Source organism: Chitinophaga lutea (genome assembly GCF_003813775.1).
GTDB classification, from domain to species: Bacteria; Bacteroidota; Bacteroidia; order Chitinophagales; family Chitinophagaceae; genus Chitinophaga; species Chitinophaga lutea.
Genome location: NZ_RPDH01000001.1, coordinates 2,012,657 through 2,031,258 on the forward strand (window position 1 = coordinate 2,012,657; position 18,602 = coordinate 2,031,258).

Genomic DNA, 18,602 nt, shown 5'->3' on the forward strand with positions numbered 1-18,602 from the left:
GGCGTTTCACCCCGCAGATTCCGTTAATACAGGGAAAAGTATTCTGCAATGGGCCCCAGCGCCAGCGCCGGGAAAAAGGCCAGCGCCGCAATGATCATGATCACGGCAAAGGTCATCACACCGAAAGTGGCGGTATCCGTTTTGAGGGTGCCGGCGGATTCGGGAATGTATTTTTTCTGCGCCAGGATGCCGGCAATGGCCACAGGCCCGATGATGGGCAGGTAGCGCGACAGGATCAGCACAAACCCGGTAGTCACGTTCCAGAAAATATTATTGTCGCCCAGCCCTTCAAAGCCGGAACCGTTGTTAGCCGCGGCGGAAGTGTATTCGTACAACATCTCCGAAAAGCCGTGATGGCCGGGGTTGTTGAGCCAGCTGGCCGGCTGTACGCTCCAGGCCGCACCGGGATGATGCGCGATCATGTAAGACGACAGCGCAGTGCCGGCCAATATCAGGAAGGGGTGCAGCAGGGCCACCAGCGCCGCGATCTTTATTTCGCGGGCTTCCACCTTATGGCCCATGAATTCCGGCGTACGCCCCACCATCAGGCCGGAAATGAACACCGCGATGATGATGAAGATGAAGTAGTTCAGGATACCCACGCCGCAACCGCCATAAAAACAGTTCGTCATCATGGCCACCAGTTCCATCATGCCCGTCAGCGGCATGTTACTGTCGTGGAAGCCGTTCACCGAGCCCGTTGAAATGATGGTAGTGATGGTGCTCCAGTAACCGGTAGCCGCGGGCCCGAAACGAACTTCCTTGCCTTCCATGGCGCCCGTCAGCTGCGAAACGCCCATTTTCGCGATGGCCGGGTTGCCGCCCATTTCCGATATCATGGACGGGATCAGCAGCATGAGCATGCCGGCGGTCATTACCCCGAAAATGATGTAGGAAAATTTCCGCCGGTTGATAAAGAATCCCAGCGCAAATACCATTGCGATGGGGATGACCACCTGCGCGATGGCTTCCGTCATGTTGGTGAGGTAGCTCGGGTTTTCCAGCGGATGGATGGAATTGGCCCCGAACCAGCCGCCGCCGTTGGTGCCGAGGTGTTTGATGGCGATCATGCCCGCAGCGGGGCCGCGGGACACGCCCACCGTGTCGCCCTGCATGGTCACCACGGTATCTTTGCCGGCATAACTGGCCGGCGTGCCGTTGAACGACAGGATGATGGCGATCACCACGCAGATGGGCAACAGCAAACGGGTGTTGGTTTTTACCAGGATGTCCCAGAAGTTGCCCAGTTTGGTAGTGGTTTTATCTTTTAGTGCTTTGAACACCACGATCAGCGCCGCGATGCCGGTAGCGGCACTCACGAACTGCAGGAACGTGATCACAAACAGCTGCGTAAAATAAGTAAGGCCCGATTCGCCGGAGTAGTGCTGCAGGTTACAGTTCACCAGAAAGCTGATGGCCGTGTTGAAGGCGAGGTCTGGCGTCTGCCCGCCGTTCCCGTCGGGGTTCAGCGGCAATTTGTCCTGGAAGATGAGCATAAAAAATGCATACACGAACCAGATCATGTTGATGGCCAGCAACGCTTTCAGGTGCTGCTTCCAGTTCATTTCCTCTTTCGGGTTGATGCCGCAGAGGCGGTAAATAAAACGCTCCACGGGGCCCAGGAAATCGAGCCACGTTTTCTCGCCTTTAAACACGCGGGCAATGTATAGCCCCAGCGGGATGGCGATGAGCAGTGTGAGCAGGTAGGTGGCAATAACGCCGGTTAGTTCCGTATTCATGGATTAATGCTTAGGGATTCAGAATTTTTCAGGTTTCAGCAATACATAGATCATGTAAATGAAAACCAGTATGGCCAGTACGAATAAGAAGTTCATCATGACGGTCAGATTTTTTCGAAAAAGTCGATGGATTTAAAGAACAGCCAGAAACAAACGAGCCCGGCAAGTAAAAGCAGTGCGATCATCATATCAATTGGTTTTAAGAAATTGTCTGTAAATGCCGGTTACGGATCCGCCTCAGCGATACGGGCAGCAGTTCCTTGATCTGCTGCGTATCCAGGAAAGGAGACACGGCAAAAATGAACACGCTTTCGATGGCGCATTGCAATACGTTGCTGCCGTTTTTGTACAGCACGCCGGCCATGGCGAAACATTTTTTCACCTCCTGTAAATTCCCCAGCCTGATAAGCTGGCGGGTATGTGCGGAAAAAGCGCCGATGGTGCTGTTGACAGCGCCGGTTTCGGGCATGCCGTGCTTTAAAGCAGGGATCTGGCAGGCAATCAAAAGCGGGATTTTAGCATCCGGTAACATATCTGTGTTTTTGCCCGGGTATAGGCGATTGGAGTGCCAAAGGAGTTAACCGGTTGATTTACAGGCAGAACAGATATTCAGGCATCGGCATATACCATGCAATTTCTGCATGGTATATGCAAAAACGGGAGGGTGTTAAACGGGGATATTGTATTCCTTGATCTTGTTGTAGAGGGTCGTCAACCCGATCTGCAATACTTCGGCGGCTTTCGTTTTATTGCCTTTCACGTATTGCAGCACGCGGGTAATGTGGTGTTTTTCCACCTCGGCGAGCGACATGGAAGAAGGCTCTCCCGCGGGCGCGCTCCATAAAAACTCCACCGGCAGGGCAGCGGCATCCAGCTCAGCGGTATTGGTGAGGATGATGGCCCGTTCGATCACATTGCGCAGCTCGCGGATGTTGCCGCGCCAGCTGTGCTCCTGGAGAGCTTTTGCGAAGGCGGGCGTCATGCCGCTGACCTTCCGCCCGTTTTTGGGCGCCAGCTGCCGGATGAAATATTCGGCAAGGAGGGGGATATCTTTCCGCCGTTCGTTCAGCGAAGGTAGTTTGATCTGGAAAGCCGAGAGGCGGTAATAGAGGTCGGCGCGGAAATGGCCGCTTTCGATTTCTTTATCGAGCACGCGGTTGGTGGCGGCAATGATGCGGATGTTCACCTTGATGGGTTTCGAATCGCCCACTTTATAAAACTCCTGTGTTTCGAGCACACGCAGCAGTTTGGCCTGGAGCTCCATGGCCATCTCGCCGATCTCGTCGAGGAAGAGAGTGCCGTTGTGCGCTTCTTCGAGGAAACCTTTTTTATCTTTGATGGCCCCGGTGAAGGCGCCTGCTTTGTGCCCGAACAGTTCGCTTTCGAGTATCTCCTTGCCGAACGCGCTGCAATTTACCGCCACAAAAGGTTGCAGCTTCCGGGAACTGGCGCGGTGGATGGCCTGTGCGAACACTTCTTTCCCCGAGCCCGTTTCACCCAGCAGCAACACGGTCACATCCGTACCCGCCACTTTCTGCGCCAGCTCGATGGCCGCCCTGATCTCGGCCGACTGCCCGATGATGTTATCGAAATCCCGGCCGCCGCTGATCTTGTTTTCGAGGGAACGGATGCGGAACTGGAGCATGGCTTTGTCCATCGCCTTGCTCGTGAGCGGGAGAATGCGGTTATTATCGTCTCCTTTGGTAATGTAATCGAAGGCCCCGTTTTTGATCGCCTGTACGCCGTCGGCGATATTCCCGTAGGCGGTCAGCACGATGATCTCCACTTCAGGATATTTGGCCTTGATCGCTTGTGTAAGCTCAACACCGTTGGCATCGGGGAGTTTCACATCGGAGAGCACCACCTGTATTTCTTCTTTCTCCAGCAGCTTCCAGGCTGCCTTGGCATCCTTTGCTTCCAGCACGGAATATCCTTCCCTGCCGAGCAGGCGGCCCAGGAGTTTCCGGAGCTGGTCTTCGTCGTCGATTATGAGTATTTGACCTGTGGACATAACAGCAAAGGTAGGAGGAAACCGCCTATCTTGCGTCCGTTGTTTTCTGGTTTCGTTTAACCGTGACCGCGCCTATCACGGCGGCGAGCCCGCCCAGCACGGCATTGGTGACAAATATATTGCCCAGCAGGAAAATCCAGAAACCTTCCCGTTTGTAAGTACTGTATTCGCTCATCCGGCCGCCGTCTGACGGCAGGTTGCCGGTGGTGCCGGCCGGCGGTTCCGTAGCCAGGTGAAAAATAATCGTGGCCGACGCTACGATGATGATGGCGATGGCCGCGGCGAGCAGTCCCATGGTAAACAGGCTGGTCAGTGAGGCTTTGCCGCCCATGGCTTTATTCACGTGATTGACAAAAATCAGAATGCCTACAAACAGCACGCCGTTGGAAATATAACCCGTCCACAGGTCAGATGACCATTGCGTCATATAAAACACCATGGTAAGTGCGATGCTGACCAGAGAAATCAACACCCCGTAAATTACAGCCAGCCTGAATGGTGAATGAAGTGATGCTTGCATATGCTGCCGGTTTAAGTGAACAAATAAAAATCATGTCTTTTCGCCCTTTGCCGCCCGTCTGAGCATTTCCTTCCACTTGCATTCCAGCCGCTTTGCCCACTCGTGGCGGTGTGGCGATGTTAATACAAAGCCAAGAAACGTGCCTATCATCAGGCCTTTTACAAAATATTTATTCATTTTTTGCATTTTTTACCACGGATGAGAGATCGTTTTTTACTTTAATGATATCGGCCCACAGCTCGCCTTCGGCTTTCAGGCGGCTTACGGTGTTGCCTATATGAAAATTCTTTACGTTCAGCTTTTCATTCACTTCTTCCCAATGCAGTGGCGTCGATACCGTGGCGCCCGGTTTCGGGCGTACGGAATAAGCAGAGGCGATGGTCTGCCCTTTACTGTTTTGCAGGAAGTCGACGTAAATTTTATTCAGCCTCGCCGATTTGGCCCGCGTAACGCTGGTGATGCCCGGCAGCTGCGCATGCACCTGGCCGGCGATGTATTCCGCGAAAAGGCGGCAGGTTTCGTACGGGTGACGGCCGCCGGTGGGTATGTAGATGTGCAGCCCCGTGGCACCGGAGGTTTTGCAGAACGACCTGATCCCGTAATCCTCGAGCACCGTATGCACCATATTCGCCGTAGTCACCACGTGTTTGAAGCCGATCTCGCCCGGGTCGAGGTCTATCACGATGTAGTCGGGATAATCGGGTTTGGTGGTACGCGACAACCAGGGATTCACTTCAATGCAGCCGAGGTTGATCATATATGCCAGCGTTGCTTCATTATTGCACACCAGGTAATCGACCATTTTGTTGGACGACGGTGAATGCACCGGGAAGGTTTTCAGCCAGGAAGGGATGGTTTTCACATCGAGATCTTTCTGGTAAAAGCTCATCCCGTCGATGCCGTTGGGGAACCGGTTCAGCGACAGCGGCCGGTCTTTCAGGTGCGGCAGCAGGTAATCCGCTACTTCGAGATAATAATCGATCAACTGGCCTTTGGTGATTTTCTCTTTCGGCCAGTATATTTTCTGCTGGTTGGTAAGTATCACTTTCTGGCGGTTGAGCACCAGCTCCCGGTCGTTTTCGCCGGCAACCTTCTGAGGGGCCGCCATCTTTTTTACCGGCCCGGATGCGGATGCCTTTTTAGCCGTGGCTTTGGCGGCCGCCTTTTTCGCCGGCGCCTTCGGGCTTGCCGCTTTCTTCGCGGGGGCTTTGGACGACGTAGCTTTAGCCGCAGACTTGCCGGGCGAGGCCTTCTTCGCACCGGTTTTGGCGGCCGTTTTCGAAGCGGTTTTCTTCGCGGCTGTTTTTGCAGCGGTCGCTTTCTTCGCTACCGGTTTCGCCTTCACCGCAGTTCCGTTGACGGCTACTTCGCCGGAAGATGCTTTTTTTCCTGCCATGGCAATATGTTTAGGTAATTCTCTTTTTACTTCTTTGGCGGGTTTATCTTCCCGCAAGGCAATAAAAACAGGCTGCCGCAGATTGCCGCCGCCTGTCCACTCCGAAAACTTCACTTCGCAGACCAATACCGGTTTTACCCAGGTAACAGGCATGTTGGAAGGCACTTTTCTATCGAACGGAGATTTTGTTTGCACGTAGGGCAACAGCCGGTCGTGCACATCATTCAGCAGTTTTTCGTTGAACCCGCCGCCGCAGTGGCCGATATATTCGAGGCGGCCGTCTTCATATACGCCCAACAACAGTGCGCCCATCTTTTTACGGCTACCGCGCGGTTCCGTAAAACCGCAGATCACGGCCTCCTGCCGGTTCAGGATTTTAATTTTCAGCCAGTTAAGGCTGCGGTTGCCTTCCGTATAATTGCTACTGCCGTTCTTGGCGATGATGCCCTCCCAACCCGCTTTTGCGGCCTTTTTAAAGAGGTTCAGGCCCTTGGTGGCCACATGGCCGGAATACTGCACTTTGGGGTCGTTTAGCTGGTTAATAATCTCTTCCAGCAGCGTTTTGCGCTCCAGCAGCGTCAGATCTTCCAGATCATGGCCGTTGAGGTGCAGGAGGTCGAATACTTCGTATACGAGGTTGCCTTTACGGGTGGTTTTATAATTCTGCAATGCCTGGAAATCGGAACGGCTGTTTCTCCCCAAAACAATCACTTCGCCGTCCAGCACCACATTGTGGGGAATATTCTCTACGGCTGTTTTAATAACAGCATATTGATCGTTGAAAGAAATCTGGTGACGGGAATATAAATTGGCTTCCCCTTCACGGACGTTGGCAATGGCGCGGTATCCGTCCCATTTGGTTTCGAACACCCAGCCCTCGCGGTCGAACGGCTCATCTACGAGGGTGGTGAGCATCGGTTTATAAAATTCCTTCATCCGCGTCAGCCGCTCGGCCTTTTCAGTCGCGGCTTTTTTTTTACCGGTAGCGACAGCCTTTTTCGAGCTTGCTGCTTTCTTAACGGCCTTCGTAGCCGATGCAGATTTCTTCACCGGTTTTTTCTTAGCAGAAGAGGCTGCTTTCTTTGATGTGGTTTTCTTCGTTGTTGCAGCCGCGGATTTTTTCGTAGCGGAAGCGGCTTTCTTCGGCGCCGCCTTTCCCGATGCAGCCGTTTTCTTCTCGCCGCCGCTGCCCCGCTGTTTATCGATCACCCGCTGCGGGGTGAAGTCTTCACTGTTGTAACCGCCGGTAACGGCGTATTTGTCTTTGTGTTTGATCAGCAGCCAGGCGTTTGCGTCCCTGCCGCCTTTCATTTTCACCAGCGCGAATTCCCCTTTCAGTTTTTTGCCGCGCAGCACCACTTTGATGTTGCCTTCGTGCCATTCATGCAACGCGGCCTTATCGAAGGGTTTGCCGTTGCTTTCCAGCAGTTCGTAAGTGCCTTTGTCCCAGAGGTAGACATATCCCGCGCCGTAATTGCCGGCGGGTATTTCACCCTGGAAATCTTTATAGTCGTATGGATGATCTTCCACTTCCATGGCCAGGCGCTTGTCCGCCGGGTCGAGGGAGGGGCCTTTGGGAACGGCCCAGCTTTTCAGCACGCCGTCCATTTCGAGCCGGAAATCGTAGTGCAGCCGGGTGGCATGGTGGCGCTGCACCACGAAGATATGTTGATCGCCCCCGCGCGCTTTACCGGCGGCGGGCTCTGCCGTCTGTTTGAAGTCCCGCTTCTTTTTATACGTGGTCAGGCTCATGATACCCGTTTTTTGTTACCGCCCAAACTGGCTTTGAGCTGATCGAACAGGTCGGTGCCCTTGGTATGAACCACCCGCAGTTTCTTCACAGCCGGGCGTTTGCCGGACGCTTTGGCTTTGATGATCTTCAGCAGCTCCTTGCGGTATTCGTCCTTATACTGCGTGATATCGAACGGTTCGGTGTATTGTTCCACCAGTTTGATGGCCATGTCGAGCTCCTTCTTGGCGATCTTGACGTTTGAGGGCAGGGAGAGGTCTTTCGGATCGCGTATCTCTTCCGCAAACCGGAGGCGGTGCAGCACGAGGTAATCCTCCTTAGGCCGCACGATGGATAAGTGTTCCTGCGAGCGCAATACGAACAGGCTGATGCCTACCTTCTGCGTTTTGTTGAGGGTTTGCAACAACAGTTCGTAAGCCTTGGTGCCGCTTTTATCGGGCTCGATGAAATACGGCGTTTCGAAATACATGTCGTCGATCTCCGCGGCATCCACAAAGGACGATATCTCGATCACCTTGCTCTTTTTGGGGCTGGCGGCGGCGAAGTCCTCATCATCCAGCACCACGTATTCGTCATTATAGTTGTAGGCTTTTACGATATTTCCCCAGGCCACCTCCTTGCCCGTTTTCTCATTCACGCGCTGGAAGCGGATATGTGAATGGTCTTTTTTGTCCAGCATATCGAGGTCGAGCCGGCTTTCCTGCGTGGCGCTGTATAGTTTGACGGGGATGTTCACCAGCCCGAAACCGATGCTCCCGCTCCATATTGCTCTCATAGTGCAAGATTTAGGTGGTATACAACAATGATTATACCATCACAAAAGAAAAACCGCCCCGGGAACAGGACGGTAAGTCATTCTATAAATATGCATAACTATGGGGGAATACATTCTTCTGAATGGGGTCATTCCAACAGGCATGAGCCAATAATCAGGCCATTTTGTGTGGCATACCTTTTGAAATTTTAACAGCAGAAACAAAATCAATTTTATGACTGAACACGTTCCTGATAAACCCGGCCAAATGAATACCCTGTCGCAGGTGATGGCTAAACTGCATTCGAAGGGCTACGACAATGAATTAAAGATGAGCGACCACGGGAGAATGCAGCCCGCGGAAGGAGAGCAGATATATGATCCGGAAGATCTAAAGATCATCAAAACCTACCGCTTCGAGGGCGAATCAGACCCGTCGGACAGTTCGGTGCTGTACCTGCTGGAAGACAAGGATGGCCGTAAAGGCTACATCATTGATGCTTACGGCATGTACTCATCGCATGATGAGGGCGGGTTCGACGAATTCCTCAAGAAGATTCCCGTAGAAGACCGGGAAGAGCAGATTATTTTCGGAGGTTTGTGATGAAAAGAGCAGGAACGTACGGTATTACCGGCGTTCCTGTTTGTTTTCACGGGCAGCCAGGATCTTCATCAATATCTTTTCGTCAGCACCGGTACTCGTAAAATTCCCCAATTCCCCGCTTTCGTACAGACTGAACAACCTGGGATGGATGTAGTATTTTTTACACACTGCGCGGGTATTCCCCAGTTTTTTCGCCACGGCATCGATCACTTCCACGATATTTTTTTTGCATTGCGCCTGCGTTTCATAAGTTCCACAATTCGCGAGCAGGTGCAGCGCCTGCACCGTACCGGCCCAGGTACGGAAATCCTTGCAGGTGAATTCTTCGTTGGTACAGGCTTTCAGGTAATCGTTCACTTCGCCGGAGTCGAGGCTCTTGATGTCGCCGTTCTCGTAGTACTGAAACAACTCCTGGCCGGGAATGTCCCGTACCTTTTTCAGCAGGCGGGCCAGCGAGGCATGGCGGAGCCTGATCTGGTGCTCCACGCCTTTTTTGCCCTTGAAACGAAAGAAGGCTTCGTTCCCGTTTATTTTGACGTGTTTGTTGTGCAGGGTAGTGAGGCCGTGGGAATTATATTTCTTTTCATATTCGGCGTTGCCGATGCGCATGAGCGTTTCTTCCATCACCCGCAGGGCGATGGCGATCACGCGGGGTTTGTCGAGCTGCCGGCGGCGCAGGTCTTTGGCGATCTGGCGACGGATGCGGGGCAGCAATTTACCGAAGCGCAGCAGCCGGGAATATTTGGTTTCGTTACGGGCGGCGGCCCATCGCGTGTGGTACCGGTACTGCCGGCGGCCCAGGGCATCCACGCCGGTAGCCTGAAGGTGGCCGTTGGCATAGGGGCAAATCCACACGTCTTTCCAGGCGGGCGGCAGCACCAGCCCCCGGATGCGCGCCAGCACCTGTTCGTCTTCGATCTTTTTTCCCGCGGCATCCATGTAATACACGCCGTGACCGTTGGTCATGCGTGTAAAGCCGGGCATCGACGGCGACACATAACGAAGCTTCACGGCTTGGGCCATGGCGGCGGGATCTGTCAGTACCGATTTATCCGTTAACGATTTCTCCTCCATTGGGGTGCAATATTTGACCGGTCATATAACTTGCATCGTCCGATGCCAGGAACACATAACAGGGCGCCACTTCCGCCGGCTGCCCCGCGCGTTTGAGGGGCACGTCGGACCCGAATTCGGCGACGTGATTGGCCGGAAAAGTAGCGGGTATCAGGGGCGTCCAGATAGGACCCGGCGCAACACCGTTGACCCGGATGCCTTTGTCGGACAACATCGACGACAGCGAGCGGGTGAACCCCACGATGGCGCCTTTGGTGGCGGCATAGTCCACCAGGTGCGCGCTGCCACGGTATGCGGTGACAGACGTGGTGTTAATAATGCTGCTCCCTTTGCGCATGTGCGGCAGCGCATGGCGCACCATGTAAAAATGCGCGAAGATGTTCACCGAAAAGGTTTTCAGAAGCTGCTCCGGCGTGATGTCTTCAAATTTCTTTTGCGGGTACTGCACGGCGGCGTTGTTCACCAGCACATCCACCCGCCCGAATTTCTTCACGGTCTGGCGGATGATCTTTTCACAATGTTTCTCACGCGCTATATCACCGGCAATCAGTAATACGTCCCGGCCGAAGGCTTTCACCTGTTCCGCGGTTTCAGCGGCGTCATCATGCTCGTCGAGGTAAGCGATCACGATATGCGCGCCTTCCGCGGCGAATGCCAGCGCTACGGCGCGACCGATGCCGCTGTCGCCGCCGGTAATGACGGCTATCTTTTCCTGGAGGCGGCCGCCGGCCAGGGTGCTGGTTTTCCGGGCCACCGGCAATGGCTGCATACGCGATTCTATGCCCGGCTGGCGGTTCTGATGCTGGGCCGGGCGGATGTCTTTTTTGGGTTGCGATTTTTGCATGGCGTCTGTTTACATAAACAAAAGGACCGGGTAGTAACGCCCCTTTCAGGCATTCCCAACCGGTCCCTTGTGTTGATATGGATCTATTCAGCTAAGGCTTCTTCGTTCACGGAAGTCTCTGCAATCTGCGTCAGCAGCACATCGGTTTCTTTTTCTTCATCGAGCGTCTGCTCCAGCAGGTTGGCTGCATCCGTGTGGCCCATACGGGTAGCGAGCGTCCGCAGGCTGCCGTAGGCGGCAATTTCATAATGCTCTACTTTCTGCGCGGCGATGATCAGGCCGGCATCCAGTACGGCGGATTCTTCTTCTTCCTCGATGAGCTCTTGTGCTTCAGATACCAGGCCTTCCATGGCTTCGCATTTTTTAGCGACCGGGCGCATGCCCATCATTTCGAAGATTTCTTCAACGCGGCTCACGTGTTGTTTGGTAGCCGCCAGGTGATCTGCGAAGGCATTCACCAGCTCGGTCGTAGTAGCGGCTTTCTGCATTTTGGGCAAAGCTTTCACCAGGTGTTTTTCTGCCCAGTAAATGTCTTTCAGTTCATCCATGAACAGTTGGTGGAATTTGGAATTTTCCATGTCCCCGCCGTTGCTTTTGCTGCGGGAACCGGAATTGCCTGCACGGCTGCGGCCTGACGCGGCTGCGGTAGTGGATTTACGGCTTGTTGTGCCGTTTTTGCCATTGCTTTTTGTGGCTGTTTTACGCGTTGCCATAATGCATATATTTTTCAGGTTAATTAATGATGACTATTTGTTTGGAAATGGGAACCGGTCCCGTTTATCCACAAGGCTTTCCGTATCCCGGTCGTCTTCCACCATCAGGTCGGGCGACTTTTCCTGTACGTCGTTGTTCTCCTCGCTGCCGGTGGGGTCGGGGATGTCCTGTTTCGGTTCCTTATCGGGTTCTTTGTCCGGCACGGATTGCGGATCGCTGGGCTTGCGGTCTATTTCGCGTTTGGGCAATTCTTCGGGAATGTCTGGCGTCTCATAATCCTGATCGTTCCCGGGCTTGGGTTGCCCGCCACCCTGTCCCCGGTCCGGTTGAGGTTCTTCCTTCCTTCCGGGCGGTTGTGGGGACTGCATATTCTTCTGATCAGCTTGGCTTTTCATGACTCTCGGTTTTAAGGGTAAAAAAATCGTAATGTCTGGCGCAGCAATACATTTTCTGTAGTTCAAACAACATTCCACAAGCCCGGTACTACTTTTGCTGCTATGGGAGCAACAACAATATCAACGGCTATGGGTCGCCGTTCCAATGGCTGTTAATTTGCATTTTAGTATTTTCATGGAACGGGGGAAATCGCTGGTGCGGGGAATCTCCCGTCAACAGCGGGATTTTTCCTGTAGAAATAGGTTTTCACACTGTAGAAAATCTTGCCCAGCAAGGGTTGGCGGGTTTTTCGTATCTGTTTATATAACAATTTGAAACGATGCACATCAGCGTACACAAGAAGATCAGGATAGGATTTTTTATTGCTTTCACCGTGATTGTAGGCGCCTCCGTTCTCTCGTACCTGATAGCCAAAAACCTGATGCTCAATGCGGCCCGCCTCAACCATGCGGTGGAAGTGTCCAAGCGCCTCGAACAGATCACCAAACAGCTCAAAGATGCGGAAGCGGCCATCCGGGGATACAATCTCACCAAAGAAAGAAAATTCCTCGAGCCCAGCATGAGCGCACGCAGCATCGGCATCGAAAAGGAATACCGCGCCCTGCGCAAGATCACCGACGAGCCGGAGCAGCTCCGGAACCTCGATACGCTGAAGCTGCTGCTGGACGTAAAATATAAACAGCTCTCCGGTGGCGAGGAAGCGGGGCTCATCGGCAGCAGCATTTCCGTGGGAGAAGGCGAAGTGTCGATGGACCTCATCGACAAAAAAGTAGATGCGATGATTGCCATAGAACAGGCGCAGCTTGATGAAAAGTCGCGGCTGTTCCAGTTTTTTTCGAGTTTATGGATACCGGTGGTGTTCATCATTTCGCTCATCGCCATCCTGATCGGGGTATATTCCTATGTGACGCTTACCAAAGAATTCCGGCTGCAGCTGCACATCGAGCACCGGATGAAAAATTACCAGCGCGAGCTGCAGGAGAACATCGCCCTGCTCAACAAAACCAACCAGGAACTGGAGCAGTTCGCCTACGTGGCGTCGCACGACCTGCAGGAGCCGCTCCGGAAAATCTCCACCTTCTCGGACCGCCTGCAGATGAAATACCGCGATGCGCTGCCCGATGAGGCCGGCCAGCTGATCGACCGCATGGTGGCCGCCGTGTCGCGCATGCGGGTGCTCATCAACGACCTGCTGATCTTCTCCCGCGCCGGCCGCATCATATCCGAAACCATCGTGCCGGTAGACATGAACGCCCTCATCCAGGATGTGCTGGGCGACCTCGAAGTGGCCCTCCAGGAGAAAAACGGCACGGTGATCTGCGACCAGCTGCCCGTGATCGAAGGCAGCGATACCGCCCTGCACCAGCTGTTCCAGAACCTGCTCTCCAACTCCATCAAATTCGCGTCGCCCGACCGCCCGCTCGAAATCCGGCTCCTGCGAGAACTGCTGAGCGGCCGCGAAACCGGCGTAGTGAAAGAAAACAAGTGGGACGAAAGTTTCTGCCGCATTACGCTCGAAGACAACGGTATCGGCTTCGACCAGGCCTATGCCGAACGTATATTCCTCATTTTCCAGCGCCTGCACGGCGTCAGCGAATACAAAGGCACCGGCATCGGGCTGGCCATCTGTAAAAAGATCGTGGATTCCCATCATGGTCATATCAGCGCCGAAGGGTATCCAGGCAAAGGCGCCAAATTCATCATCGTGCTGCCCGTGAAACAATTCCGGGAGGAATAATCGCGTTTTTTTAGAAAGACTGCACAATTCTTGTACATCCTTGCCCAACAAGGGGAAAACTTACCGGATGAAAGAGACATATAAGCAAATTTTAATGATCGACGATGACGAAGACGACTTTTTCCTCGTCAACTCGCTCTTACAGGACGTAGCGCCCGGACAGTATCACATTGAATGGGCTTCCAACTACGACATGGCCATTGAGGCCATCGAAAAGAAACAGCACGAACTGTACCTGGTAGACTACCGGCTGGGCAAACACACCGGCCTCGACATCCTGCGCCATTTCAAGGAAATCGACTACGAAGCGCCCGTGATCATGCTCACCGGCAAGGGAGATTACGCCATCGATAACGAGGCCATGATGGCCGGTGCGTCCGACTACCTGGTGAAAGGCGAAATCACCGGGCCGGAGCTGGAAAGGGCCATCCGTTACGGCATCATGGAGTTCGCGCATCTGCGCGCCATTGCCGAGAACAGGAAAAAATACTTCGGCATTTTCGAAAAAAGTCACGACCTCATCATACTCGCCGACTGCGATAAAAACATCATCGACGCCAACCCCATCGCCGTTAGAAAACTCAGCTATTCGCACGATCAGCTGCTGTCCATGAACCTGAAAGACCTGTTCCTGCACGAGGTACAGGCACTCCGGTTCCTGCTGGAGATCTGCGAGGACGATGCCATCGTGCAAAAGGAATACGCCTTCAGGAACCAGGCCGGCCAGAAGATCGACGTGCTGGTAAACGCCAGCAAACTGGACGAGCAGCTGGGCACCTTCCTCTGCGTGGCGGAAGACATCACGGACAAGAAACGCGAAGAGCAGGAAAAACGGCAACAGGAAAAGTTCGTGATCAGCGGGCGCATTGCGCGGGTGATCGCCCATGAGGTGCGCAACCCGCTGACCAACATCCTGCTGGCGGTGGGCCAGTTCAGGACGGAGGATGTGCTCAAAGAAGCGGAAGACAGCCAGGTGTACCTGGATATCATCGAAAGGAACTGTACCCGTATCAACATGCTGGTGACCGAATTGCTGCAGTCTACCCGCATGATGGAACTGCATCTCCAGGAAGTGCCGGTGTCAACGCTCGTGCAAAAAGCACTGGCGCTGGCCGACGACCGCCTGCAGCTGGCTGGCGTGCGGCTGGTTACCGAATTTGCGGCGGATGGTGTGGCCGTACACGCCGATGAGGAAAAGATGAACATCGCCCTGCTGAATATTTTCATCAATGCGGTGGAAGCGATGACGCCCGGCTACGGCGTGCTCACCGTCAAAACCGAAGAAGATAAAGGAAAGATCAATATCCTCATCACCGATAACGGGATGGGCATCCCCGAAGAAAACAAGGCCCGCCTGTTCGACCCCTTCTTTACCAGTAAAACAAAAGGCACCGGCCTCGGCCTCACCTCCACGCAGAATATCATCATCAATCACCGCGGCAGCATTGACGTGGAAAGCACCGTAGGTGTGGGCACCCAGTTCACCATCACCTTACCCAAAGCATAAAAAACGGGGAAGGAAACACAAGTTTCCCTCCCCGTTCTGTATGGATTGAATTTTCACCCCTGTTCTTCCGAACTAAACTGCGCGTCCACGAATAATGTTCACAAGGATGGCAATAATTGCCAGTACCAGTAATGCATGGATGAGGCCGCCTGCAGAATATACAAAGAACCCCAATAACCATCCGATGATAAGGATCACTGCGATCAGATACAATAGATTACTCATGGCTTAAAGTGTTTGTTCTATTTGTTGTAATTAAAATATTGTGCCAATTCACAAAAGGCTAAAAAACAGCACTGCGGCGGCTTTTGGGGCATAACGATGTGGAAGTGCTTCCCCCCTTAGTGGCAATTGCGCGCCGTTCGGGCCGCTAACCGGCAGCGGCTGACCGTGGCAGCATTTTTGGACCCTTCACCCTATTACATCACTTTTAAACTAGCAGATTATGGAACACCAACACAGAACAGCTGAAGTGCTGGAAGACCTGGTTAAAATTAATAACGACCGTATTGAGGGATATCAGAAAGCCATCAAACAGACGGACGACAGTGACCTTAAAAGCCTGTTTGAAAGAATGCTGGCCGACAGCAAGCAATACACCGTAGAGCTGAACAAACACCTGCGCAGCCTGGGTGAAGAAAGAGAACGCGACTCCACTTTGGCCGGCAAGATCTACCGCACCTGGATGGACGTGAAAGTGAGTTTCGGTGGTAACGACCGGCATTCCATACTGGCATCGTGCGAGTTCGGTGAAGATGCCGCCCAACGCTCTTACCGCGAAGCGCTTCAGCAAAATCTTCCTGACGACATCCGGCAGGTGATCGCAGCACAACAGGTTGCCCTGAAAGCCGCACACGACGAAATCAGGCACCTGCGCGACGTGGAAACAGTGAACAGATAAAACAACATGCACCTGCTGAAAAAAGACCGGTCAGGCAACAATGCCCGGCCGGTCTTTTTTATGAGCAGAAAAAAACTGTCCTGCACAATTGTGCAGGACAGCGCTGGCAAGCTTTCAGATTTTAAATATGTTTTGCTTAACACTGAACATTTTATCTGTTTTGATAAATGTTGTAATGCTGCTTGCATTTTAAAACCCTATAAAGCAGCCAATAACTAAAACAACAGCTATGATAAAAGTATAACCGGTTAAAACGGTTACAAATCGTCAATTAGTTTTTTTACTTCGTCTTTCGACTTTCCCAGTTTTTTCTGTAACCTTCCGTACAGTTCGTCTTCCTTGCCTTCTACGTAAAGCAGATCGTCATCTGTAAGATCTGCGTATTGCTGCTTCAATTTGCCTTTGATTTCATTCCAGGCTCCTTTTAATTGTAGTGAATCCATAAGATATTGTTTTTGGTGTTTCTGATTAAGTAAGGACAATTTCTGTACCATCGTGCCAACCCAAGGGGGAACAGGTAATTTCCGGGGGGCCGTTTCGCAGTATGGGGAAATGCCGGTGCGAAAAATGTAGAAATGGTTCCACAGAAATGGTTGTTTAAACAGTTAAAAAGCCCGGCAAAGTGTTTGCAATAAAGGAATCAGGAAATATTTACTGACGTGGGATAGTTTTTTATATGAGTCATTCAAATAAATTATGGAACAAATTGTTTAACGCGGACAGCGCGGCTCCCGGAAACGCCATTAACCCCGGCACCGGTGAGCATCAAAAGAAGCCAATGGGAGCGTTAATTCTGATCATCGACGACGAACCGGACATCTGCCACCTGCTGCAATTGAGCCTTAGCAAGTATGGCTACAAGGTGAAGTATGTGCATGCGCTCAAAGAGGGAATGTTGTTCCTGAAACGCCAACAACCCGATATCCTGTTCCTGGACATTCACCTGCCGGACGGTTCCGGATTGGAAGCCCTGCCTGTGATAAAATCACAATACCCTGATTTACCGGTAATTACAATCAGCGCTTACGATAACGGCATGGAAAAACAAAAGGCGCTAACAGCAGGAGCGGCCCGTTTTTTGCCGAAACCTTTTAATGTGGGGGAGTTGCAAGATATCATTTATGAGGTGAAAAGCTAGCCGTTCAGCCCGTCAAATGCATAATAAGTTGTAAATTTAGAATCCGTCCAATAGCCGATTTTACTATGAAGAATATCCTCATTATAGATGATGAAATAAACATATGCACGTTGCTCAGTAAATTCCTGGGCAAACATGGTTTTAAGGTAGATAGTACAATGACAGGCGCACAGGCCATGAAAATGATGACCGAGAACCGGTATGATCTTGTGTTGTGCGATTATCGCCTTAAAGATACCGATGGTGCCAAATTGCTGGGCGATATCCGCCAGCAGCATCCGCATACGGTGATGATCATCATCACCGGGTATTCCGATGTACGGATTGCCGTGGAAATGGTGAAAAACGGCGCCTACGATTATATCTCCAAACCGCTCTACCCGGACGAGATCCTCAGCCTCGTCAATAAAGCCCTTTCACAACCGGTACCTGCGCCGGCTACCCAGGTAAACGCAGTGGAGCCCCACGCGCATGAGGAAAGACCCATGCCCGTATCCGAGCAACAGAAAAACGGCAGCCGTTACGTGTACGGGGAAAGCGAGCCTTCCCGCGAACTGTTCCGGGAACTGACGCTGGTAGCGCCCACGGATTACAGCGTGATCATTTTCGGCGAAACAGGTACCGGCAAGGAATCTGTGGCCCATCTTATACACGAGCACAGCAGCCGTAAAGGCCAGCCCTTTGTGGCGCTCGATTGCGGCAGCCTCTCCCGCGAGCTGGCGGCCAGCGAACTGTTCGGCCATGAAAAAGGCGCCTTTACCGGGGCCATCGGCACCAAAATAGGCGCATTCGAACAGGCCCAGGGCGGTACCCTCTTCCTCGACGAAATCTCCAACCTGTCCTACGACATCCAGGTGGCGCTGCTCCGCGTTATCCAGGAAAAACAGATACGCCGCGTAGGCAGCATGAAAGAAATTGCAATAGACGTACGGCTGATCGTGGCCTCCAACGAAAACCTGTTCGAGTCCGTGCAGAAAGGGAAATTCAGGGAAGACCTGTTCCACCGTTTCAACGAATTCACCATTCATATTCCCCCGCTGCGCGAACGCGTGGAAGACCTCCCGCTTTTCGTGGACGCTTTCCTTTCGCAGGTGAGCAAGGAACTGAACAAAGGGGAAGTGAAGATGAGCGAGGAAGTGTGGGAATGTTTCCGGCGGTACGACTGGCCGGGCAACGTCCGCGAGCTGAAAAACGTTATCCGCCGCGCCAGCCTGCTCACGCCGGCCGGGAAGGAAATCACCATGGCCGCGCTGCCGCTCGAGATGAAGTCGGGTCACACCTTTGCAAAATCCACCCATACCAACGGCGAATCCGCCGAGGAGGAAATACCCGACATGCCCATGCTGGATTCCAACGACCTGAAGTCGGTGGCCCTGAAAGCGGAATACAACAAAATCATCAACGTGCTGAAAGCAGTGAAGTATAATAAAACCAAAGCAGCCCAGCTGCTTAACATCGACAGGAAAACCCTTTATAACAAACTGCGGCTGCTCAACATCAACTACTAATACTTAAG

At 52.8% G+C, this 18,602-nt stretch carries 19 protein-coding genes; 6 read left to right on the top strand and 13 right to left on the bottom strand.

The features are described 5' to 3' along the window. Positions 1–23 precede the first annotated feature (23 nt). The 7 genes from kdpA to ku all read right to left on the bottom strand — a co-directional run bounded on the left by kdpA (position 24) and on the right by ku (position 8,191). A complete protein-coding gene (kdpA, locus tag EGT74_RS08010; RefSeq protein WP_123845986.1) occupies positions 24–1,739 on the bottom strand; it encodes a potassium-transporting ATPase subunit KdpA in 1,716 nt (571 codons plus the stop codon). Positions 1,740–1,757: 18 nt separating this feature from the next. Further along, positions 1,758–1,838, bottom strand: a complete 81-nt coding sequence (locus EGT74_RS27345) for a potassium-transporting ATPase subunit F (protein WP_123846852.1) — start codon at positions 1,836–1,838, stop codon at positions 1,758–1,760. Between the two features lie 100 nt (positions 1,839–1,938). Further along, positions 1,939–2,271 carry a DUF7674 family protein gene (locus tag EGT74_RS08020; protein ID WP_123845987.1) on the bottom strand — a complete coding sequence of 111 codons (333 nt, stop codon included), beginning with the start codon at positions 2,269–2,271 and terminating at the stop codon, positions 1,939–1,941. Between the two features lie 135 nt (positions 2,272–2,406). Then, positions 2,407–3,750, bottom strand: coding sequence for a sigma-54-dependent transcriptional regulator (locus EGT74_RS08025; protein ID WP_123845988.1), 1,344 nt, complete (start codon positions 3,748–3,750; stop codon positions 2,407–2,409). Between the two features lie 25 nt (positions 3,751–3,775). Then, complete coding sequence (locus EGT74_RS08030) at positions 3,776–4,270, bottom strand: hypothetical protein (RefSeq protein WP_123845989.1); 495 nt, start codon at positions 4,268–4,270, stop codon at positions 3,776–3,778. Positions 4,271–4,439: 169 nt separating this feature from the next. Beyond that, positions 4,440–7,418 carry a non-homologous end-joining DNA ligase gene (gene ligD / locus EGT74_RS08035; protein WP_123845990.1) on the bottom strand — a complete coding sequence of 993 codons (2,979 nt, stop codon included), beginning with the start codon at positions 7,416–7,418 and terminating at the stop codon, positions 4,440–4,442. Continuing rightward, the gene (gene ku, locus EGT74_RS08040) at positions 7,415–8,191 is read right to left on the bottom strand and encodes a non-homologous end joining protein Ku (protein WP_123845991.1); all 777 of its coding nucleotides are present in this window, start codon (positions 8,189–8,191) and stop codon (positions 7,415–7,417) included. Before ku ends, ligD begins: the two co-directional genes overlap by 4 nt. Before the next feature lie 214 nt (positions 8,192–8,405). Here ku and EGT74_RS08045 point away from each other — a divergent pair, with 214 nt between their 5' ends. Beyond that, positions 8,406–8,774 (top strand): hypothetical protein, encoded by a 369-nt coding sequence (locus EGT74_RS08045; protein WP_123845992.1) that lies wholly within the window; start codon positions 8,406–8,408, stop codon positions 8,772–8,774. Between the two features lie 24 nt (positions 8,775–8,798). Here EGT74_RS08045 and EGT74_RS08050 read toward each other — a convergent pair whose 3' ends face one another. From EGT74_RS08050 to EGT74_RS08065, 4 genes are all read right to left on the bottom strand, one after another. Further along, the gene (locus tag EGT74_RS08050; RefSeq protein WP_123845993.1) at positions 8,799–9,848 is read right to left on the bottom strand and encodes a DNA topoisomerase IB; all 1,050 of its coding nucleotides are present in this window, start codon (positions 9,846–9,848) and stop codon (positions 8,799–8,801) included. Beyond that, positions 9,823–10,692 carry an SDR family oxidoreductase gene (locus tag EGT74_RS08055; RefSeq protein ID WP_123845994.1) on the bottom strand — a complete coding sequence of 290 codons (870 nt, stop codon included), beginning with the start codon at positions 10,690–10,692 and terminating at the stop codon, positions 9,823–9,825. The genes EGT74_RS08050 and EGT74_RS08055 overlap by 26 nt, the downstream gene beginning before the upstream one ends. A gap of 83 nt (positions 10,693–10,775) precedes the next feature. Continuing rightward, positions 10,776–11,405 carry a YciE/YciF ferroxidase family protein gene (locus EGT74_RS08060; RefSeq protein WP_123845995.1) on the bottom strand — a complete coding sequence of 210 codons (630 nt, stop codon included), beginning with the start codon at positions 11,403–11,405 and terminating at the stop codon, positions 10,776–10,778. 33 nt (positions 11,406–11,438) lie between these two features. Continuing rightward, the gene (locus tag EGT74_RS08065) at positions 11,439–11,801 is read right to left on the bottom strand and encodes a hypothetical protein (protein WP_123845996.1); all 363 of its coding nucleotides are present in this window, start codon (positions 11,799–11,801) and stop codon (positions 11,439–11,441) included. Positions 11,802–12,121: 320 nt separating this feature from the next. Between EGT74_RS08065 and EGT74_RS08070 the strand changes: the two genes are divergently transcribed. Then, positions 12,122–13,540, top strand: coding sequence for a sensor histidine kinase (locus EGT74_RS08070; protein ID WP_123845997.1), 1,419 nt, complete (start codon positions 12,122–12,124; stop codon positions 13,538–13,540). Positions 13,541–13,607: 67 nt separating this feature from the next. Further along, positions 13,608–15,047, top strand: coding sequence for a hybrid sensor histidine kinase/response regulator (locus tag EGT74_RS08075; RefSeq protein ID WP_123845998.1), 1,440 nt, complete (start codon positions 13,608–13,610; stop codon positions 15,045–15,047). Positions 15,048–15,119: 72 nt separating this feature from the next. Here the strand turns inward: EGT74_RS08075 and EGT74_RS08080 are convergent, their stop codons facing one another. Then, positions 15,120–15,272: a lmo0937 family membrane protein gene (locus tag EGT74_RS08080; protein WP_123845999.1), complete on the bottom strand. Its 153-nt coding sequence runs from the start codon at positions 15,270–15,272 to the stop codon at positions 15,120–15,122. 220 nt (positions 15,273–15,492) lie between these two features. Between EGT74_RS08080 and EGT74_RS08085 the strand changes: the two genes are divergently transcribed. Continuing rightward, positions 15,493–15,948, top strand: coding sequence for a ferritin-like domain-containing protein (locus tag EGT74_RS08085; protein WP_123846000.1), 456 nt, complete (start codon positions 15,493–15,495; stop codon positions 15,946–15,948). 257 nt (positions 15,949–16,205) lie between these two features. Here EGT74_RS08085 and EGT74_RS08090 read toward each other — a convergent pair whose 3' ends face one another. After that, complete coding sequence (locus EGT74_RS08090) at positions 16,206–16,391, bottom strand: CsbD family protein (protein WP_123846001.1); 186 nt, start codon at positions 16,389–16,391, stop codon at positions 16,206–16,208. 263 nt (positions 16,392–16,654) lie between these two features. Here EGT74_RS08090 and EGT74_RS08095 point away from each other — a divergent pair, with 263 nt between their 5' ends. Beyond that, on the top strand, positions 16,655–17,086 hold the full coding sequence (locus EGT74_RS08095) for a response regulator transcription factor (protein ID WP_246008149.1): 432 nt from the start codon (positions 16,655–16,657) through the stop codon (positions 17,084–17,086). 65 nt (positions 17,087–17,151) lie between these two features. After that, the gene (locus EGT74_RS08100) at positions 17,152–18,594 is read left to right on the top strand and encodes a sigma-54-dependent transcriptional regulator (RefSeq protein WP_123846002.1); all 1,443 of its coding nucleotides are present in this window, start codon (positions 17,152–17,154) and stop codon (positions 18,592–18,594) included. The last annotated feature ends 8 nt before the right edge of the window (positions 18,595–18,602 follow it).